Source organism: Streptomyces sp. BHT-5-2 (assembly GCF_019774615.1).
Classification (GTDB): Bacteria; Actinomycetota; Actinomycetes; order Streptomycetales; family Streptomycetaceae; genus Streptomyces.
In genome coordinates this window covers 1047976-1063359 of record NZ_CP081496.1, presented here as the reverse complement: position 1 = coordinate 1063359, position 15384 = coordinate 1047976, and the positions used below count along the sequence as shown (strand labels likewise).

Annotated in this window: 27 protein-coding genes; all 27 read left to right on the top strand. The window is 66.1% G+C overall.

The features are described from left to right. The first annotated feature begins 57 nt into the window (after nucleotides 1-57). The 27 genes from tuf (at nucleotide 58) to rpmJ (ending at nucleotide 15252) form a co-directional block, all read left to right on the top strand. Nucleotides 58-1251: an elongation factor Tu gene (tuf, locus tag K2224_RS04580; RefSeq protein WP_221905368.1), complete on the top strand. Its 1194-nt coding sequence runs from the start codon at nucleotides 58-60 to the stop codon at nucleotides 1249-1251. A gap of 425 nt (nucleotides 1252-1676) precedes the next feature. Then, nucleotides 1677-1985, top strand: coding sequence for a 30S ribosomal protein S10 (gene rpsJ, locus K2224_RS04575; RefSeq protein WP_003948644.1), 309 nt, complete (start codon nucleotides 1677-1679; stop codon nucleotides 1983-1985). A 17-nt stretch (nucleotides 1986-2002) separates the two neighbouring features. Then, the gene (rplC, locus tag K2224_RS04570) at nucleotides 2003-2647 is read left to right on the top strand and encodes a 50S ribosomal protein L3 (RefSeq protein ID WP_018538758.1); all 645 of its coding nucleotides are present in this window, start codon (nucleotides 2003-2005) and stop codon (nucleotides 2645-2647) included. An 8-nt stretch (nucleotides 2648-2655) separates the two neighbouring features. Beyond that, nucleotides 2656-3306 carry a 50S ribosomal protein L4 gene (gene rplD, locus K2224_RS04565; protein WP_221905367.1) on the top strand — a complete coding sequence of 217 codons (651 nt, stop codon included), beginning with the start codon at nucleotides 2656-2658 and terminating at the stop codon, nucleotides 3304-3306. Beyond that, entirely contained in the window at nucleotides 3306-3629 is a 324-nt protein-coding gene (gene rplW / locus K2224_RS04560; RefSeq protein ID WP_018538756.1) for a 50S ribosomal protein L23, read from the top strand. The genes rplD and rplW overlap by 1 nt, the downstream gene beginning before the upstream one ends. 40 nt (nucleotides 3630-3669) lie before the next feature. Next, nucleotides 3670-4506: a 50S ribosomal protein L2 gene (gene rplB, locus K2224_RS04555; protein ID WP_016571056.1), complete on the top strand. Its 837-nt coding sequence runs from the start codon at nucleotides 3670-3672 to the stop codon at nucleotides 4504-4506. 12 nt (nucleotides 4507-4518) lie between these two features. Next, nucleotides 4519-4800: a 30S ribosomal protein S19 gene (gene rpsS, locus K2224_RS04550; protein WP_016571057.1), complete on the top strand. Its 282-nt coding sequence runs from the start codon at nucleotides 4519-4521 to the stop codon at nucleotides 4798-4800. Between the two features lie 44 nt (nucleotides 4801-4844). Beyond that, a complete protein-coding gene (gene rplV / locus K2224_RS04545; RefSeq protein WP_221909428.1) occupies nucleotides 4845-5192 on the top strand; it encodes a 50S ribosomal protein L22 in 348 nt (115 codons plus the stop codon). Continuing rightward, nucleotides 5192-6016 carry a 30S ribosomal protein S3 gene (gene rpsC, locus K2224_RS04540; RefSeq protein WP_221905366.1) on the top strand — a complete coding sequence of 275 codons (825 nt, stop codon included), beginning with the start codon at nucleotides 5192-5194 and terminating at the stop codon, nucleotides 6014-6016. The genes rplV and rpsC overlap by 1 nt, the downstream gene beginning before the upstream one ends. A 5-nt stretch (nucleotides 6017-6021) precedes the next feature. Next, nucleotides 6022-6441: a 50S ribosomal protein L16 gene (gene rplP, locus K2224_RS04535; RefSeq protein ID WP_016571059.1), complete on the top strand. Its 420-nt coding sequence runs from the start codon at nucleotides 6022-6024 to the stop codon at nucleotides 6439-6441. Continuing rightward, the gene (rpmC, locus tag K2224_RS04530; RefSeq protein WP_004950453.1) at nucleotides 6441-6665 is read left to right on the top strand and encodes a 50S ribosomal protein L29; all 225 of its coding nucleotides are present in this window, start codon (nucleotides 6441-6443) and stop codon (nucleotides 6663-6665) included. The genes rplP and rpmC overlap by 1 nt, the downstream gene beginning before the upstream one ends. Beyond that, nucleotides 6665-6946 carry a 30S ribosomal protein S17 gene (rpsQ, locus tag K2224_RS04525; protein WP_006604882.1) on the top strand — a complete coding sequence of 94 codons (282 nt, stop codon included), beginning with the start codon at nucleotides 6665-6667 and terminating at the stop codon, nucleotides 6944-6946. Before rpmC ends, rpsQ begins: the two co-directional genes overlap by 1 nt. Nucleotides 6947-7120: 174 nt before the next feature. Next, nucleotides 7121-7489 (top strand): 50S ribosomal protein L14, encoded by a 369-nt coding sequence (rplN, locus tag K2224_RS04520; protein WP_003998823.1) that lies wholly within the window; start codon nucleotides 7121-7123, stop codon nucleotides 7487-7489. 3 nt (nucleotides 7490-7492) lie between these two features. After that, on the top strand, nucleotides 7493-7816 hold the full coding sequence (gene rplX, locus K2224_RS04515) for a 50S ribosomal protein L24 (RefSeq protein ID WP_018538752.1): 324 nt from the start codon (nucleotides 7493-7495) through the stop codon (nucleotides 7814-7816). Beyond that, entirely contained in the window at nucleotides 7816-8376 is a 561-nt protein-coding gene (rplE, locus tag K2224_RS04510) for a 50S ribosomal protein L5 (protein ID WP_018538751.1), read from the top strand. The genes rplX and rplE overlap by 1 nt, the downstream gene beginning before the upstream one ends. Before the next feature lie 5 nt (nucleotides 8377-8381). Then, nucleotides 8382-8567 carry a type Z 30S ribosomal protein S14 gene (locus K2224_RS04505; RefSeq protein WP_003956452.1) on the top strand — a complete coding sequence of 62 codons (186 nt, stop codon included), beginning with the start codon at nucleotides 8382-8384 and terminating at the stop codon, nucleotides 8565-8567. Between the two features lie 239 nt (nucleotides 8568-8806). Continuing rightward, the gene (gene rpsH / locus K2224_RS04500; RefSeq protein WP_018538750.1) at nucleotides 8807-9205 is read left to right on the top strand and encodes a 30S ribosomal protein S8; all 399 of its coding nucleotides are present in this window, start codon (nucleotides 8807-8809) and stop codon (nucleotides 9203-9205) included. A gap of 21 nt (nucleotides 9206-9226) precedes the next feature. Next, the gene (rplF, locus tag K2224_RS04495; protein ID WP_018538749.1) at nucleotides 9227-9766 is read left to right on the top strand and encodes a 50S ribosomal protein L6; all 540 of its coding nucleotides are present in this window, start codon (nucleotides 9227-9229) and stop codon (nucleotides 9764-9766) included. Nucleotides 9767-9769: 3 nt separating this feature from the next. After that, a complete protein-coding gene (gene rplR / locus K2224_RS04490; protein ID WP_221905365.1) occupies nucleotides 9770-10153 on the top strand; it encodes a 50S ribosomal protein L18 in 384 nt (127 codons plus the stop codon). 46 nt (nucleotides 10154-10199) lie between these two features. After that, complete coding sequence (rpsE, locus tag K2224_RS04485) at nucleotides 10200-10802, top strand: 30S ribosomal protein S5 (RefSeq protein ID WP_221905364.1); 603 nt, start codon at nucleotides 10200-10202, stop codon at nucleotides 10800-10802. Next, a complete protein-coding gene (gene rpmD, locus K2224_RS04480; protein ID WP_031050958.1) occupies nucleotides 10799-10981 on the top strand; it encodes a 50S ribosomal protein L30 in 183 nt (60 codons plus the stop codon). Before rpsE ends, rpmD begins: the two co-directional genes overlap by 4 nt. Nucleotide 10982: 1 nt before the next feature. Beyond that, the gene (gene rplO / locus K2224_RS04475) at nucleotides 10983-11438 is read left to right on the top strand and encodes a 50S ribosomal protein L15 (protein WP_221905363.1); all 456 of its coding nucleotides are present in this window, start codon (nucleotides 10983-10985) and stop codon (nucleotides 11436-11438) included. 228 nt (nucleotides 11439-11666) lie between these two features. Then, entirely contained in the window at nucleotides 11667-12980 is a 1314-nt protein-coding gene (gene secY / locus K2224_RS04470; protein WP_018538744.1) for a preprotein translocase subunit SecY, read from the top strand. After that, complete coding sequence (locus tag K2224_RS04465; protein WP_221905362.1) at nucleotides 12980-13633, top strand: adenylate kinase; 654 nt, start codon at nucleotides 12980-12982, stop codon at nucleotides 13631-13633. The genes secY and K2224_RS04465 overlap by 1 nt, the downstream gene beginning before the upstream one ends. 198 nt (nucleotides 13634-13831) lie before the next feature. Next, nucleotides 13832-14668, top strand: coding sequence for a type I methionyl aminopeptidase (gene map / locus K2224_RS04460; protein WP_221905361.1), 837 nt, complete (start codon nucleotides 13832-13834; stop codon nucleotides 14666-14668). A 188-nt stretch (nucleotides 14669-14856) separates the two neighbouring features. Then, nucleotides 14857-15078, top strand: a complete 222-nt coding sequence (infA, locus tag K2224_RS04455) for a translation initiation factor IF-1 (RefSeq protein WP_003956442.1) — start codon at nucleotides 14857-14859, stop codon at nucleotides 15076-15078. Between the two features lie 60 nt (nucleotides 15079-15138). Beyond that, on the top strand, nucleotides 15139-15252 hold the full coding sequence (gene rpmJ, locus K2224_RS04450; protein WP_003956441.1) for a 50S ribosomal protein L36: 114 nt from the start codon (nucleotides 15139-15141) through the stop codon (nucleotides 15250-15252). The last annotated feature ends 132 nt before the right edge of the window (nucleotides 15253-15384 follow it).

The following is a 15384-nucleotide window of genomic DNA, read 5'->3' as shown; positions in this document are numbered from 1 at the left end:
AAGATCACCTGGCGCCGATGAGTAAGGCGTACAGAACCACTCCACAGGAGGACCCCAGTGGCGAAGGCGAAGTTCGAGCGGACTAAGCCGCACGTCAACATCGGCACCATCGGTCACATCGACCACGGTAAGACGACCCTCACGGCCGCCATTACCAAGGTGCTGCACGACGCGTACCCGGACCTGAACGAGGCCTCGGCCTTCGACCAGATCGACAAGGCTCCTGAGGAGCGCCAGCGCGGTATCACCATCTCCATCGCGCACGTCGAGTACCAGACCGAGACGCGTCACTACGCCCACGTCGACTGCCCCGGTCACGCGGACTACATCAAGAACATGATCACCGGTGCCGCCCAGATGGACGGCGCGATCCTGGTGGTCGCCGCCACCGACGGCCCGATGCCGCAGACCAAGGAGCACGTGCTCCTGGCCCGCCAGGTCGGCGTTCCGTACATCGTCGTCGCCCTGAACAAGGCCGACATGGTGGACGACGAGGAGATCCTGGAGCTCGTCGAGCTCGAGGTCCGTGAGCTCCTCAACGAGTACGAGTTCCCCGGCGACGACGTTCCGGTCGTCAAGGTCTCCGCTCTGAAGGCCCTCGAGGGCGACAAGGAGTGGGGCAACTCCGTCCTCGAGCTGATGAAGGCCGTCGACGAGTCGATCCCGCAGCCGGAGCGCGACGTCGACAAGCCGTTCCTGATGCCGGTCGAGGACGTCTTCACGATCACCGGTCGTGGCACCGTCGTCACCGGTCGTATCGAGCGCGGTATCCTGAAGGTCAACGAGCAGGTTGACATCATCGGTATCAAGCAGGAGAAGACCTCGACCACCGTCACCGGTATCGAGATGTTCCGCAAGCTGCTCGACGAGGGCCAGGCCGGTGAGAACGTCGGTCTGCTGCTTCGCGGCATCAAGCGCGAGGACGTCGAGCGCGGCCAGGTCATCATCAAGCCGGGCTCGGTCACCCCGCACACCGAGTTCGAGGCGCAGGCCTACATCCTCTCCAAGGACGAGGGTGGCCGCCACACGCCGTTCTTCAACAACTACCGTCCGCAGTTCTACTTCCGTACGACTGACGTGACCGGTGTTGTGACCCTCCCCGAGGGCACCGAGATGGTCATGCCGGGTGACAACACCGAGATGAAGGTGGAGCTCATCCAGCCCGTCGCCATGGAGGAGGGCCTGAAGTTCGCCATCCGTGAGGGTGGCCGGACCGTCGGCGCCGGCCAGGTCACCAAGATCAACAAGTAATTGCTGATCCGGTCGACCCGGTAGCTCTCCGGAGCAGCGGGAAGCCCCGCCCACCAGTAGGTGGGCGGGGCTTCTTGACAGTTGGGGCCCGATTGGCCTTACGCGTCCCGCGTATGGCACACTGTCCAGGTTGCTCGGTTGAGTGCCGATGCTGCGCGCCTCCCGCCGGGGGGACTGGAAGCGAGTCCCAGGTATTCGTCGCCTCTTCTCAGGGGCGGAAGTACGGGAATCTTCCGGGAAGTGTCAGCGGGGTGCCTCGGCCAGGCGCCCGGTGGGTGTTCTTCCCCCACGTTCTCCTCCTCGAGGGATCTCTCCTGCGGAGATTTACGAGAAGGAGCGCGACACGCCCGACCGCGTGGGTCGGAGGAAAGTAGTGGCCTCACCGGGTCCCAGAGCGTTACGAGAGACAGGACTACGAAGTAGCCATGGCGGGACAGAAGATCCGCATCCGGCTCAAGGCCTACGACCACGAGGTCATCGACTCCTCGGCGAAGAAGATCGTCGAGACGGTGACCCGTACTGGTGCGTCGGTCGCGGGCCCGGTGCCGCTGCCCACTGAGAAGAACGTGTACTGCGTCATCAAGTCGCCGCACAAGTACAAGGACTCGCGCGAGCACTTCGAGATGCGCACGCACAAGCGCCTGATCGACATCCTCGACCCGACGCCGAAGACCGTTGACTCCCTGATGCGACTCGACCTCCCGGCCGGTGTCGACATCGAGATCAAGCTCTGAGGGTCGGTGATCTGAGAATGGCTAAGCAGATCAAGGGGCTCCTGGGCGAGAAGCTCGGCATGACGCAGGTGTGGGACGAGAACAACCGTGTTGTTCCGGTCACCGTCGTCAAGGCCGGGCCCTGCGTCGTGACCCAGGTGCGCACCAATGACCAGGACGGCTACGACTCCGTCCAGATCGCCTTCGGCGAGATCGACCCGCGCAAGGTGAACAAGCCCCTCAAGGGCCACTTCGCGAAGGCCGACGTCACCCCCCGTCGCCACCTCGTCGAGGTCCGTACCGCCGACGCGAGCGAGTACACCCTCGGCCAGGAGCTGAGCGCCGACGTCTTCGAGGCGGGCGTGAAGGTGGACGTGACCGGCAAGAGCAAGGGCAAGGGCTTCGCCGGTGTCATGAAGCGTCACGGCTTCGGCGGTGGCAAGGCTTCGCACGGTGCCCACCGCGTGCACCGCAAGCCGGGCTCCATCGGTGGCTGCGCCACCCCGGGCCGCGTGTTCAAGGGCATGCGGATGGCCGGCCGTATGGGCAATGAGCGGGTCACCACCCAGAACCTGACCGTCCACGCCGTTGACGCGGAGAAGGGCCTGCTGCTCATCAAGGGCGCAGTTCCTGGTCCGAACGGCGGCCTCGTCCTGGTCCGTACCGCGGCCAAGGGGGCCTGAGGTAACCGATGAGCACCATTGACATCCTTTCGCCGGCAGGCGACAAGGCCGGGACCGTCGAACTCCCCGCGGAGATCTTCGACGCCAAGGTCAGCGTTCCGCTGATCCACCAGGTCGTTGTCGCGCAGCTGGCCGCGGCCCGTCAGGGCACGCACAAGACCAAGACTCGCGGCGAGGTCCGCGGCGGTGGCAAGAAGCCGTACCGCCAGAAGGGCACCGGCCGCGCGCGCCAGGGTTCGACCCGTGCGCCGCAGTTCGCCGGCGGTGGCGTCGTCCACGGCCCCGTGCCGCGTGACTACAGCCAGCGGACCCCGAAGAAGATGAAGGCCGCCGCCCTGCGCGGTGCCCTCTCGGACCGGGCCCGCCACAGCCGCATCCACGTCGTTTCCGGCGTGGTCGACGGCGCGGTGTCCACCAAGGCCGCCAAGGGCCTGCTCGGCAAGATCAGCGAGCGCAAGAACCTGCTCCTGGTCGCCGAGCGCTCCGACGAGGCCGCGTGGCTGTCCGCCCGCAACCTGCCCCAGGTCCACATCCTGGAGCCGGGCCAGCTGAACACGTACGACGTGCTCGTCTCCGACGACGTGGTCTTCACCAAGGCCGCTCTCGAGTCCTTCGTGTCTGGCCCCAAGGCCGTTGAGACCGAAGGGAGCGACGCCTGATGACTGAGGCCGTCGTCACCAGCAAGACCTTCACGGACCCGCGCGACGTCCTCGTCAAGCCGGTTGTTTCCGAGAAGAGCTACGCGCTGCTGGACGAGAACAAGTACACGTTCATCGTCGCGCCCGGCGCGAACAAGACCCAGATCAAGCAGGCCGTCGAGGCGGTCTTCTCGGTCAAGGTCACCGGGGTCAACACGATCAACCGGCAGGGCAAGCGCAAGCGCACCCGCACTGGTTTCGGTAAGCGCGCCAACACCAAGCGCGCCATCGTGACCCTCGCCGAGGGCGACCGTATCGACATCTTCGGCGGTCCGACCGCCTGACGGCGGTCCGGATCGTCCGAAATCGGACGAGGACTGAGAAATGGGTATCCGCAAGTACAAGCCGACGACCCCGGGCCGTCGTGGCTCCAGCGTCGCCGACTTTGTCGAGATCACGCGGTCCACGCCGGAGAAGTCGCTGGTCCGCCCGCTGCACAGCAAGGGCGGCCGTAACAACGCCGGTCGTGTGACCGTTCGCCACCAGGGCGGTGGCCACAAGCGCGCCTACCGAGTGATCGACTTCCGTCGTCACGACAAGGACGGCGTGCCGGCCAAGGTCGCGCACATCGAGTACGACCCCAACCGCACCGCGCGCATCGCGCTCCTGCACTACGCGGACGGCGAGAAGCGCTACATCATCGCCCCGCGCGGCCTCCAGCAGGGCGACCGGATCGAGAACGGCGCTGGCGCCGACATCAAGCCGGGCAACAACCTGCCGCTGCGCAACATCCCGGTCGGTACGACCATCCACGCCATCGAGCTGCGGCCCGGCGGCGGCGCGAAGTTCGCCCGCTCCGCGGGTGCCTCCGTGCAGCTGCTGGCGCGGGAGGGCTCCATGGCCCACCTGCGCATGCCGTCCGGTGAGATCCGCCTGGTCGACGTCCGCTGCCGCGCCACCGTCGGCGAGGTCGGCAACGCCGAGCAGTCGAACATCAACTGGGGCAAGGCCGGCCGTATGCGCTGGAAGGGCGTCCGCCCGACCGTGCGTGGTGTCGTGATGAACCCGGTCGACCACCCGCACGGTGGTGGTGAGGGCAAGACCTCCGGTGGTCGCCACCCGGTCTCGCCCTGGGGCAAGAAGGAGGGTCGTACTCGCTCGCCGAAGAAGGCCAGCAACAAGTACATCGTCCGCCGCCGCAAGACGAACAAGAAGCGCTAGGAGCGGGTTTAGATGCCGCGCAGTCTCAAGAAGGGGCCCTTCGTCGACGACCACCTCGCCAAGAAGGTGGACGTACAGAACGATGCAGGCACCAAGAACGTCATCAAGACCTGGTCCCGCCGCTCCATGATCGTCCCGGCCATGCTCGGCCACACGATCGCGGTGCACGACGGCCGCAAGCACGTCCCGGTGTTCGTCACCGAGTCGATGGTCGGCCACAAGCTCGGCGAGTTTGCGCCGACCCGCACCTTCCGCGGCCACGAGAAGGACGACCGCAAGTCGCGTCGTCGCTGATCGACCGGAGTGCGAAGACTATGACTGACACCGAAGGGACAACCATGGAAGCCAGGGCCCAGGCGCGGTACATCCGCGTCACGCCCATGAAGGCCCGCCGCGTGGTGGACCTTATCCGTGGCATGGATGCCACGGAGGCTCAGGCGGTCCTGCGTTTCGCCCCGCAGGCCGCGAGCGTGCCGGTGGGCAAGGTGCTGGACAGCGCCATTGCCAATGCCGCGCACAACTACGACCACACGGACTCCTCCACGCTGTTCATCAGCGAGGCGTACGTGGACGAGGGCCCGACCCTGAAGCGGTTCCGTCCGCGTGCCCAGGGCCGTGCCTACCGGATCCGCAAGCGGACCAGCCACATCACCGTGGTCGTCAGCAGCAAGGAAGGAACCCGGTAATGGGCCAGAAGGTAAACCCGCACGGGTTCCGGCTCGGTGTGACCACGGACTTCAAGTCCCGTTGGTACGCCGACAAGCTGTACAAGGACTACGTCAAGGAAGACGTCGCCATTCGTCGCATGATGACGAAGGGCATGGAGCGCGCCGGTATCTCCAAGGTGGAGATCGAGCGCACCCGTGAGCGCGTCCGCGTTGACATCCACACCGCTCGCCCGGGCATCGTCATCGGCCGCCGCGGCGCCGAGGCCGACCGCATCCGCGGTGAGCTGGAGAAGCTGACCGGCAAGCAGGTCCAGCTGAACATCCTCGAGGTCAAGAACCCCGAGACCGATGCTCAGCTCGTGGCCCAGGCCGTCGCCGAGCAGCTGTCCTCCCGCGTCTCCTTCCGTCGCGCCATGCGCAAGAGCATGCAGTCGACGATGAAGGCCGGCGCCAAGGGCATCAAGATCCAGTGTGGTGGCCGTCTCGGCGGTGCCGAGATGTCCCGCTCGGAGTTCTACCGCGAGGGCCGTGTGCCCCTGCACACGCTCCGTGCGAACGTCGACTACGGCTTCTTCGAGGCCAAGACCACCTTCGGCCGGATCGGCGTGAAGGTCTGGATCTACAAGGGCGACGTGAAGAACATCGCCGAGGTGCGTGCCGAGAACGCCGCCGCGCGTGCGGGCAACCGCCCGGCCCGCGGTGGTGGCGACCAGCGTCCGCGCCGCGGTGGCGAGCGTGGCGGTCGCGGCCGCAAGCCGCAGCAGCAGAGCGCCGCTGCCGAGGCCCCCAAGGCCGAGGCCGCTGCCGCTGCTCCGGCGGAGAACCCTGGAACGGAGGGCTGACCGACATGCTGATCCCTCGCAGGGTCAAGCACCGCAAGCAGCACCACCCGAAGCGGAACGGTATGGCCAAGGGCGGTACCGAGCTGGCCTTCGGTGAGTACGGCATCCAGGCCGTTACCGCGGCCTACGTGACGAACCGGCAGATCGAGTCCGCTCGTATCGCCATGACCCGTCACATCAAGCGTGGCGGCAAGGTGTGGATCAACATCTACCCCGACCGTCCGCTGACGAAGAAGCCGGCCGAGACCCGCATGGGTTCCGGTAAGGGTTCGCCGGAGTGGTGGATCGCGAACGTCAAGCCCGGTCGGGTGATGTTCGAGCTGTCTTTCCCGAACGAAAAGGTTGCCAAGGAGGCGCTGACCCGCGCCGCCCACAAGCTTCCGATGAAGTGCCGCATCGTGCGGCGCGAGGCAGGTGAGTCGTGATGGCGGCCGGTACCAAGGCGACCGAGCTGCGCGAGCTGAACAACGAGGACCTCGTTGCCAAGCTGCGTGAGGCCAAGGAGGAGCTGTTCAACCTCCGCTTCCAGGCGGCGACCGGACAGCTCGAGAACCACGGCCGGCTGAAGGCCGTCCGCAAGGACATCGCCCGGATCTACACCCTGATGCGGGAGCGCGAGCTCGGCATCGAGACGGTGGAGAGCGCCTGATGAGCGAGAAGAATGTGACTGAGACGAACGAGCGCGGTTTCCGCAAGACCCGTGAGGGTCTGGTCGTCAGCGACAAGATGGACAAGACCGTCGTCGTCGCCGTCGAGGACCGCGTCAAGCACGCGCTGTACGGCAAGGTCATCCGCCGTACCAACAAGCTCAAGGCGCACGACGAGCAGAACGCTGCCGGTGTCGGCGACCGCGTCCTCCTGATGGAGACCCGGCCGCTGTCCGCCACCAAGCGCTGGCGCATCGTCGAGATCCTCGAGAAGGCCAAGTAATTCCCGGCTGGGAATTCCTCGTGAGGGGGATTCCCGCACGGGGATTTCGACAGGCAAGCACATCCCTCCTGGGGGGACCCCCTAGGAACAGTTCCGCCAGGCTCGGCAGGGGCTGACGTCCCGTAAGGGAACGAAGGCCCCTGCCGGGAACCGGCAGACATTCAGGAGATAGACGTGATCCAGCAGGAGTCGCGACTGCGCGTCGCCGACAACACTGGTGCGAAGGAAATCCTTTGCATCCGTGTTCTCGGTGGTTCCGGTCGCCGCTACGCGGGCATCGGTGACGTCATCGTCGCCACCGTCAAGGACGCGATCCCCGGTGGCAACGTGAAGAAGGGTGACGTCGTCAAGGCCGTCATCGTTCGCACCGTCAAGGAGCGCCGCCGCCCCGACGGCTCGTACATCCGCTTCGACGAGAACGCGGCCGTCATCCTCAAGAACGATGGCGACCCCCGCGGCACCCGTATCTTCGGCCCCGTGGGCCGTGAGCTGCGCGAGAAGAAGTTCATGAAGATCATCTCGCTCGCGCCGGAGGTGCTGTAACCGATGAAGATCAAGAAGGGCGACCTGGTCCAGGTCATCACCGGTAAGGACAAGGGCAAGCAGGGCAAGGTCATCGCGGCCTACCCCCGCGAGGACCGCGTCCTGGTCGAGGGTGTCAACCGGGTCAAGAAGCACACCAAGGCCGGACAGACCGCTCGTGGAGCGCAGACCGGCGGCATCGTGACGACCGAGGCCCCCATCCACGTCAGCAACGTTCAGCTGGTCGTGGAGAAGGACGGCAAGAAGGTCGTCACCCGCGTCGGGTACCGCTTCGACGACGAGGGCAACAAGATCCGCGTTGCCAAGCGGACCGGTGAGGACATCTGATGACTGCCACCACCAACGCGCCGCGTCTGAAGACGCGCTACCGCGAAGAGATCGCCGGGAAGCTGAAGGACGAGTTCTCCTACGAGAACGTCATGCAGATCCCCGGCCTCGTGAAGATCGTGGTCAACATGGGTGTGGGCGACGCCGCCCGCGACTCCAAGCTGATCGAGGGCGCCGTGCGCGACCTCACCACGATCACCGGCCAGAAGCCGGCCGTCACCAAGGCCCGTAAGTCCATCGCGCAGTTCAAGCTGCGTGAGGGCCAGCCGATCGGTGCCCACGTCACCCTCCGCGGTGACCGCATGTGGGAGTTCCTGGACCGCCTGCTGTCGCTGGCGCTGCCGCGCATCCGCGACTTCCGCGGTCTGTCCCCCAAGCAGTTCGACGGTCGGGGCAACTACACCTTCGGTCTCACCGAGCAGGTCATGTTCCACGAGATCGACCAGGACAAGATCGACCGTACCCGGGGTATGGACATCACCGTGGTCACCACGGCGACCAACGACGACGAGGGCCGCGCCCTGCTTCGTCACCTCGGCTTCCCGTTCAAGGAGGCGTGAGCGAGATGGCGAAGAAGGCTCTGATTGCCAAGGCTGCTCGCAAGCCCAAGTTCGGTGTGCGCGCGTACACCCGCTGCCAGCGCTGCGGTCGTCCGCACTCCGTCTACCGCAAGTTCGGCCTCTGCCGCGTGTGCCTTCGTGAGATGGCTCACCGTGGCGAGCTGCCGGGCGTGACCAAGAGCTCCTGGTAATCCCCTAGTTGGGAATTACCGGACGCTCTCGGTAAGCATTGGGACGGCGGGCGTCCCAGACCTCTTCCCGTACGCTGGAAGGGTTTGGGCGCCCCGCCGCCCGAGACCGACCGCGGGTTCCACCCGCATAACGTCGCTTACTACGCCGTAGGTCCCCGCGCCGCACCCGTCCCGACCGAGATCGGGGAGAGGGATGGCGCAGATAGGAAACCCCGGCGAGAGAGGCCGAAGGCCAATTCATGACCATGACTGATCCCATCGCAGACATGCTGACCCGTCTGCGGAACGCGAACTCGGCGTACCACGACACCGTGACGATGCCGCACAGCAAGATCAAGTCGCACATCGCGGAGATCCTCCAGCAGGAGGGTTACATCACCGGCTGGCGCGTCGAGGACGCCGAGGTCGGCAAGAACCTCGTCCTCGAGCTGAAGTTCGGGCCGAACCGCGAGCGCTCGATCGCCGGCATCAAGCGGATCTCGAAGCCGGGTCTGCGGGTCTACGCAAAGTCCACCAACCTGCCGAAGGTCCTCGGCGGCCTGGGCGTGGCGATCATCTCCACGTCCCACGGTCTCCTGACCGGCCAGCAGGCCAGCAAGAAGGGCGTGGGTGGGGAAGTCCTCGCCTACGTCTGGTAATCGGGAACGGAGGAATAGCTAATGTCGCGCATTGGCAAGCTGCCCATCCAGGTTCCCGCTGGTGTGGACGTCACCATCGAGGGCCGCACGGTCAACGTGAAGGGCCCCAAGGGTTCCCTTTCGCACACCGTCGCGGCGCCCATCGAGGTCGCCAAGGGTGAGGACGGCGTCATCGCCGTCTCCCGTCCGAACGACGAGCGTCAGAACAAGGCCCTGCACGGCCTGTCCCGCACGCTGGTGGCGAACATGATCACCGGCGTGACCCAGGGCTACGTGAAGAAGCTCGAGATCAGCGGTGTTGGTTACCGCGTCCAGGCCAAGGGTTCCAACCTGGAGTTCTCCCTGGGCTACAGCCACCCGATCCTGATCGAGGCGCCCGAGGGCATCTCGTTCAAGGTCGAGTCGCCGACGAAGTTCAGCGTCGAGGGCATCGACAAGCAGAAGGTCGGCGAGGTCGCCGCGAACATCCGCAAGCTGCGGAAGCCCGACCCGTACAAGGCCAAGGGCGTCAAGTACGAGGGCGAAGTCATCCGCCGCAAGGTCGGAAAGGCGGGTAAGTAAGCCATGGCATACGGTGTGAAGATCGCTAAGGGCAACGCCTACAAGCGCGCTGCCGCCAAGCGTCGCCACATCCGCATCCGCAAGCGGATTTCGGGTACTGCGGAGCGTCCGCGTCTGGTCGTGACGCGGTCCAACCGCGGCATCTTCGCCCAGGTGATCGACGACGTCCAGGGTCACACCCTGGCGTCGGCTTCGACCCTGGACGCGTCGATCCGTGGTGGCGAGGGCGACAAGAGCGCCCAGGCCCAGAAGGTTGGCGCCCTGGTCGCCGAGCGTGCCAAGGCCGCCGGTGTCGAGGCCGTCGTGTTCGACCGCGGTGGCAAGCAGTACGCCGGGCGGATTGCCGCTCTGGCCGACGCCGCCCGCGAAGCCGGGCTGAAGTTCTAAGCCCCGGTTCCGGAGCTAGCGGACGTAACAGAGAGAGGTAATTCCAATGGCTGGACCCCAGCGCCGCGGAAGCGGTGCCGGTGGCGGCGAGCGGCGGGACCGGAAGGGTCGCGACGGTGGCGCTGCCGCCGAGAAGACCGCGTACGTTGAGCGCGTTGTCGCGATCAACCGCGTCGCCAAGGTTGTCAAGGGTGGTCGTCGCTTCAGCTTCACCGCGCTCGTCGTGGTGGGTGACGGTGACGGCACCGTAGGTGTCGGTTACGGCAAGGCCAAGGAAGTTCCGGCTGCCATCGCCAAGGGCGTGGAAGAGGCCAAGAAGAACTTCTTCAAGGTCCCCCGTATCGCCGGTACCGTCCCGCACCCGATCCAGGGCGAGAAGGCTGCGGGCGTCGTCCTGCTCAAGCCGGCTTCCCCCGGTACCGGTGTGATCGCCGGTGGCCCGGTGCGCGCCGTCCTGGAGTGCGCGGGCATCCACGACGTGCTGAGCAAGTCGCTCGGCTCGTCGAACCCGATCAACATCGTGCACGCCACGGTGGAGGCGCTCAAGGGCCTGCAGCGGCCCGAGGAGATCGCCGCCCGTCGTGGTCTGCCGCTGGAGGACGTTGCTCCCGCCGCTCTGCTGCGGGCGCGTGCCGGGGTGAATGCGTGATGCGCATCAAGATCACCCAGACCAAGTCCTACATCGGTAGCAAGCAGAACCACCGTGACACGCTCCGTTCGCTCGGCCTCAAGCGCCTGAACGACAGCGTCGTCCGGGAGGCCCGTCCGGAGGTCGTCGGCATGGTCCACACCGTGCGTCACCTCGTGACGGTCGAGGAGGTCGACTGACATGGCGGAGACCAACCCGCTGAAGGTCCACAACCTCCGGCCCGCCCCGGGCGCCAAGACCGCCAAGACCCGTGTCGGTCGTGGTGAGGCGTCCAAGGGTAAGACCGCTGGTCGTGGTACCAAGGGCACCAAGGCCCGTTACCAGGTTCCGGAGCGCTTCGAGGGTGGGCAGATGCCCCTCCACATGCGCCTCCCGAAGCTGAAGGGCTTCAAGAACCCCGCCCACAAGCAGTTCCAGGTCGTGAACCTGGAGAAGCTGGCCGCGCTCTACCCGCAGGGTGGCGAGGTCACGGTGGCCGACCTGGTCGCCAAGGGCGCGGTGCGCAAGAACGAGCTCGTCAAGGTCCTGGGCCAGGGCGAGATCTCCGTGGCGCTGCAGGTTTCGGTTGACGCCGTCTCCTCCTCCGCCAAGGAGAAGATTGCCGCCGCCGGCGGCACCGTCACCGAGCTCATCTGAGTTCGTTGGTTCAACTGACCGGGGATGCCCATCGTTTGGGGCATCCCCGGTTGGTCGTTCCACGGGGGTACGGTCGCCGGTAAGGTGGCCTGCACTGTTTGATTTGTCCGGGGTCCGCCCCGGCACCCGCCGCGTGGGGGAGCTCCGCGCGGTACAGCCGCTACGTATTCGTCGATCCTCAAGACCGTCACCTCCTGGCCCTCAAGGGCGGGAGGCGCAGGAGGCACCGTGCTCACCGCGTTCGCCCGAGCGTTCAAGACGCCCGACCTGCGCAAGAAGCTGCTGTTCACGTTGGGCATCATCGTGCTCTACCGGATCGGAGCGCACATCCCGGTCCCAGGGGTGAACTACGCGAACGTCGAGACCTGCATGAAGCAGGCCGGCGGCAACAGCGGGTTGTTCGCCCTGGTGAACATGTTCAGCGGTGGAGCGCTGCTGCAGATCACGATCTTCGCGCTGGGGATCATGCCGTACATCACGGCGAGCATCATCCTCCAGCTGCTGACCGTCGTGATCCCACGGCTGGAGGCCCTCAAGAAGGAGGGGCAGTCCGGCCAGGCGAAGATCACCCAGTACACCCGCTATCTGACCGTGGCGCTGGCCGTGCTGCAGGGCACCGGCCTGGTGGCCACCGCCCGCAGCGGCGCGCTCTTCCAGAGCTGCCCGGTCGCCAGCCAGATCGTGCCCAACGACTCGATCTTCACCACCATCACGATGGTGATCACGATGACCGCCGGCACCTGCCTCATCATGTGGCTGGGCGAGCTGGTCACCGACCGCGGCATCGGCAACGGCATGTCGATCCTGATGTTCATCTCGATCGCCGCCGGCTTCCCGGGCGCGCTGTGGCAGATCAAGCTGACCGGCAAGCTGGCCGACGGCTGGATCGAGTTCTTCTCCGTGATCGCGGTGGGCCTGGCGATGGTCGCCCTCGTGGTCTTCGTCGAGCAGGCGCAGCGGCGCATCCCGGTGCAGTACGCGAAGCGGATGATCGGGCGCCGGTCCTATGGCGGTACGTCCACGTACATCCCGCTCAAGGTGAACCAGGCAGGTGTGATTCCTGTCATCTTCGCGTCGTCGCTGCTCTACATCCCGGCGCTGATCGCTCAGTTCAGCGGGTCGAAGGCGGCTTGGGCGACCTGGATCGCCACCAACTTCACCAAGGGAAATCACCCGGTTTACATCGTCACGTACTTCTTGCTCATCGTTTTCTTCGCCTTCTTCTACGTGGCCATCAGCTTCAACCCCGAAGAAGTTGCCGACAACATGAAGAAGTATGGTGGCTTCATCCCGGGCATCCGGGCTGGTCGCCCGACGGCCGAGTACCTCAGCTACGTGCTCAACCGGATCACGTGGCCGGGCTCGCTGTACCTGGGGCTGATCGCGCTCGTACCAACAGTGGCGTTGGTGCTGTTCAACGCGAACCAGAACTTCCCGTTCGGCGGGACGAGCATCCTGATCATCGTGGGTGTGGGCCTGGAGACCGTGAAGCAGATCGAGAGCCAGCTTCAGCAGCGCAACTACGAAGGGTTCCTCCGCTGATGCGAATCGTCCTCGTCGGACCCCCGGGGGCCGGTAAGGGTACGCAGGCCGCGTACCTGGCCAAGAACCTGGCGATCCCGCACATCTCCACGGGTGACCTGTTCCGGGCCAACATCTCCCAGGGCACGCCCCTGGGCGTCGAGGCGAAGTCCTACATGGACGCCGGCAACCTCGTGCCCGACTCGGTCACCATCGGGATGGCCGAGGACCGGATGGACCAGGCGGACGCGGCCGAGGGCTTCCTGCTGGACGGCTTCCCCCGCAACCTCGGCCAGGCCGAGGCGCTGGACGCCTACCTTCAGGGCAAGGGTCTGAAGCTGGACGCCGTCCTGGACCTGGAGGTCCCGGAGGACGAGGTGGTCAAGCGGATCGCCGGCCGCCGGATCTGCCGCAAGGACTCCAGCCACGTCTTCCACGTCGAGTACAACCAGCCGAAGGCCGAGGGCGTCTGCGACACCTGCGGCGGCGAGCTGTACCAGCGCGAGGACGACCGCGAGGACACCGTGCGGAAGCGGCTCGAGGTCTACCACGCCGAGACCGAGCCGATCATCGACTTCTACCGCAACCAGGGCCTGGTCTCCACGATCCCGGCCCTCGGCAAGGTCGCCGAGGTCACCCAGCGGGCGATGGACGCCCTGGGGAGCGGCGAGTAGAAGCGGCGCGACTCCGGTACGGCCGCGGTTGTCCAGCATGGGCGCCGCGGCCGTCTGCTGTTGACCGGCTACGGTTAAGGCAGCAACCAGTCATCGAGTAACCAGAGCAGAGCGTAACCACCTCCGCGAGAGCGATGGGGGTCCCCCCACGCCTGAAGCGTGGGGGAGGTTCAGCCGCAGAGAGGCGCAGGCACCGGCATGCTGGAGATCAAGAACCCCGCGCAGATCGCGAAGATGCGCGAGGCGGGGCTGGTGGTCGCCGCCATTCACGCGGCGACCCGTGAGACCGCGGTGCCCGGCGCCACCACCAAGGACCTGGACGAGGCGGCCCGCAAGGTCCTCGCCGAGCACGGCGCCAAGTCCAACTTCCTTGGCTACGGCGGCTTCCCGGCCACCATCTGCACCTCCGTGAACGACGTCGTCGTCCACGGCATCCCGTCCGCCGACACCGTGCTCCAGGACGGCGACATCATCTCCATCGACTGCGGCGCGATCATCGACGGCTGGCACGGCGACGCCGCGTACACCGCGTTCGTCGGCTCCGGTCACGCCGCGGAGCTGGTCGAGCTCAGCCGGGTCACCGAGGAGTCGATGTGGGCGGGGATCGCCGCGGTCGCCAAGGGCAACCGGCTGGTGGACATCTCCAAGGCGATCGAGGGCTACATCCGCCGCCAGCCCCGGCCGGCCAGTGGCAAGTACGGCATCGTCGAGGACTACGGCGGCCACGGCATCGGCTCGCAGATGCACATGGACCCGCATCTGCTGAACTACGTCGACCGCAAGCGCGGTCGCGGCCCGAAGCTGGTGCCCGGCTTCTGCATCGCCATCGAGCCGATGGTGAACCTCGGCACCGCCAAGACCCACGTCCTCGACGACGAGTGGACGGTCAAGTCCAACGACGGCAGCTGGTCCTCGCACTGGGAGCACTCGGTCGCACTGACCGAGGACGGCCCGCTGGTCCTCACCGCTCCCGACGGCGGCCGGGCCAAGCTGGCGAGCCTCGGGATCACCGCGGCGCCGGACCCCCTGGCGTAGCCGCGCGCCGGTGCCGTCCGCGGCCTCCGTGCGTAATGATCTCCGCGGTTGGGCAATAGTCCTGGATTCGTCTTTTCTCAGGCACTGACGTAGACTGACGCGTCGGCTCTCGTGCACCCGTGTGCCCGCACGTCGGGTGCGGACAGTGCAAGTGAGTCGATCAAGGTAGCCGATCCGAAAGGCGAAGCGTGGCCAAGAAGCAAGGTGCCATCGAGATCGAGGGCACCGTGATCGAGTCTCTGCCGAACGCAATGTTCAAGGTGGAGCTCCAGAACGGTCACAAGGTCCTCGCGCACATCAGCGGCAAGATGCGGATGCACTACATCCGCATCCTCCCGGATGACCGGGTCGTCGTGGAGCTCTCTCCCTACGACCTGACGCGTGGCCGAATCGTCTACCGCTACAAGTAGATCTTGCCGACGCCCCGCTCCCGTGGGGCATTGGCACTGACCCGGAGAACCTCACATCCCATGAAGGTCAAGCCGAGCGTCAAGAAGATCTGCGACAAGTGCAAGGTGATCCGCCGCCACGGCCGGGTCATGGTCATCTGCGACAACCTGCGCCACAAGCAGCGCCAGGGCTGACGCACGCCGACCACCTGCAACTTCGCAGTTCGCGCGACGCAAGCAATACACGTACATACGCAGTCACCCGACCCCCGCGCCGCGCGCGAGGGACGACACCCCCGGCTCGGAGGCCGGGGACCCGGCTCGTAA

Bases quoted from the DNA above. Each gene is read 5' to 3' on its own strand.
- rpsJ (WP_003948644.1), top strand. From the start codon at position 1,677: ATGGCGGGACAGAAGATCCGCATCCGGCTCAAGGCCTACGACCACGAG.
- rplC (WP_018538758.1), top strand. From the start codon at position 2,003: ATGGCTAAGCAGATCAAGGGGCTCCTGGGCGAGAAGCTCGGCATGACG.
- rplD (WP_221905367.1), top strand. From the start codon at position 2,656: ATGAGCACCATTGACATCCTTTCGCCGGCAGGCGACAAGGCCGGGACC.
- rplW (WP_018538756.1), top strand. From the start codon at position 3,306: ATGACTGAGGCCGTCGTCACCAGCAAGACCTTCACGGACCCGCGCGAC.
- rplB (WP_016571056.1), top strand. From the start codon at position 3,670: ATGGGTATCCGCAAGTACAAGCCGACGACCCCGGGCCGTCGTGGCTCC.
- rpsS (WP_016571057.1), top strand. From the start codon at position 4,519: ATGCCGCGCAGTCTCAAGAAGGGGCCCTTCGTCGACGACCACCTCGCC.
- rplV (WP_221909428.1), top strand. From the start codon at position 4,845: ATGGAAGCCAGGGCCCAGGCGCGGTACATCCGCGTCACGCCCATGAAG.
- rpsC (WP_221905366.1), top strand. From the start codon at position 5,192: ATGGGCCAGAAGGTAAACCCGCACGGGTTCCGGCTCGGTGTGACCACG.
- rplP (WP_016571059.1), top strand. From the start codon at position 6,022: ATGCTGATCCCTCGCAGGGTCAAGCACCGCAAGCAGCACCACCCGAAG.
- rpmC (WP_004950453.1), top strand. From the start codon at position 6,441: ATGGCGGCCGGTACCAAGGCGACCGAGCTGCGCGAGCTGAACAACGAG.
- rpsQ (WP_006604882.1), top strand. From the start codon at position 6,665: ATGAGCGAGAAGAATGTGACTGAGACGAACGAGCGCGGTTTCCGCAAG.
- rplX (WP_018538752.1), top strand. From the start codon at position 7,493: ATGAAGATCAAGAAGGGCGACCTGGTCCAGGTCATCACCGGTAAGGAC.
- rplE (WP_018538751.1), top strand. From the start codon at position 7,816: ATGACTGCCACCACCAACGCGCCGCGTCTGAAGACGCGCTACCGCGAA.
- K2224_RS04505 (WP_003956452.1), top strand. From the start codon at position 8,382: ATGGCGAAGAAGGCTCTGATTGCCAAGGCTGCTCGCAAGCCCAAGTTC.
- rpsH (WP_018538750.1), top strand. From the start codon at position 8,807: ATGACCATGACTGATCCCATCGCAGACATGCTGACCCGTCTGCGGAAC.
- rplF (WP_018538749.1), top strand. From the start codon at position 9,227: ATGTCGCGCATTGGCAAGCTGCCCATCCAGGTTCCCGCTGGTGTGGAC.
- rplR (WP_221905365.1), top strand. From the start codon at position 9,770: ATGGCATACGGTGTGAAGATCGCTAAGGGCAACGCCTACAAGCGCGCT.
- rpsE (WP_221905364.1), top strand. From the start codon at position 10,200: ATGGCTGGACCCCAGCGCCGCGGAAGCGGTGCCGGTGGCGGCGAGCGG.
- rplO (WP_221905363.1), top strand. From the start codon at position 10,983: ATGGCGGAGACCAACCCGCTGAAGGTCCACAACCTCCGGCCCGCCCCG.
- K2224_RS04465 (WP_221905362.1), top strand. From the start codon at position 12,980: ATGCGAATCGTCCTCGTCGGACCCCCGGGGGCCGGTAAGGGTACGCAG.
- map (WP_221905361.1), top strand. From the start codon at position 13,832: ATGCTGGAGATCAAGAACCCCGCGCAGATCGCGAAGATGCGCGAGGCG.
- rpmJ (WP_003956441.1), top strand. From the start codon at position 15,139: ATGAAGGTCAAGCCGAGCGTCAAGAAGATCTGCGACAAGTGCAAGGTG.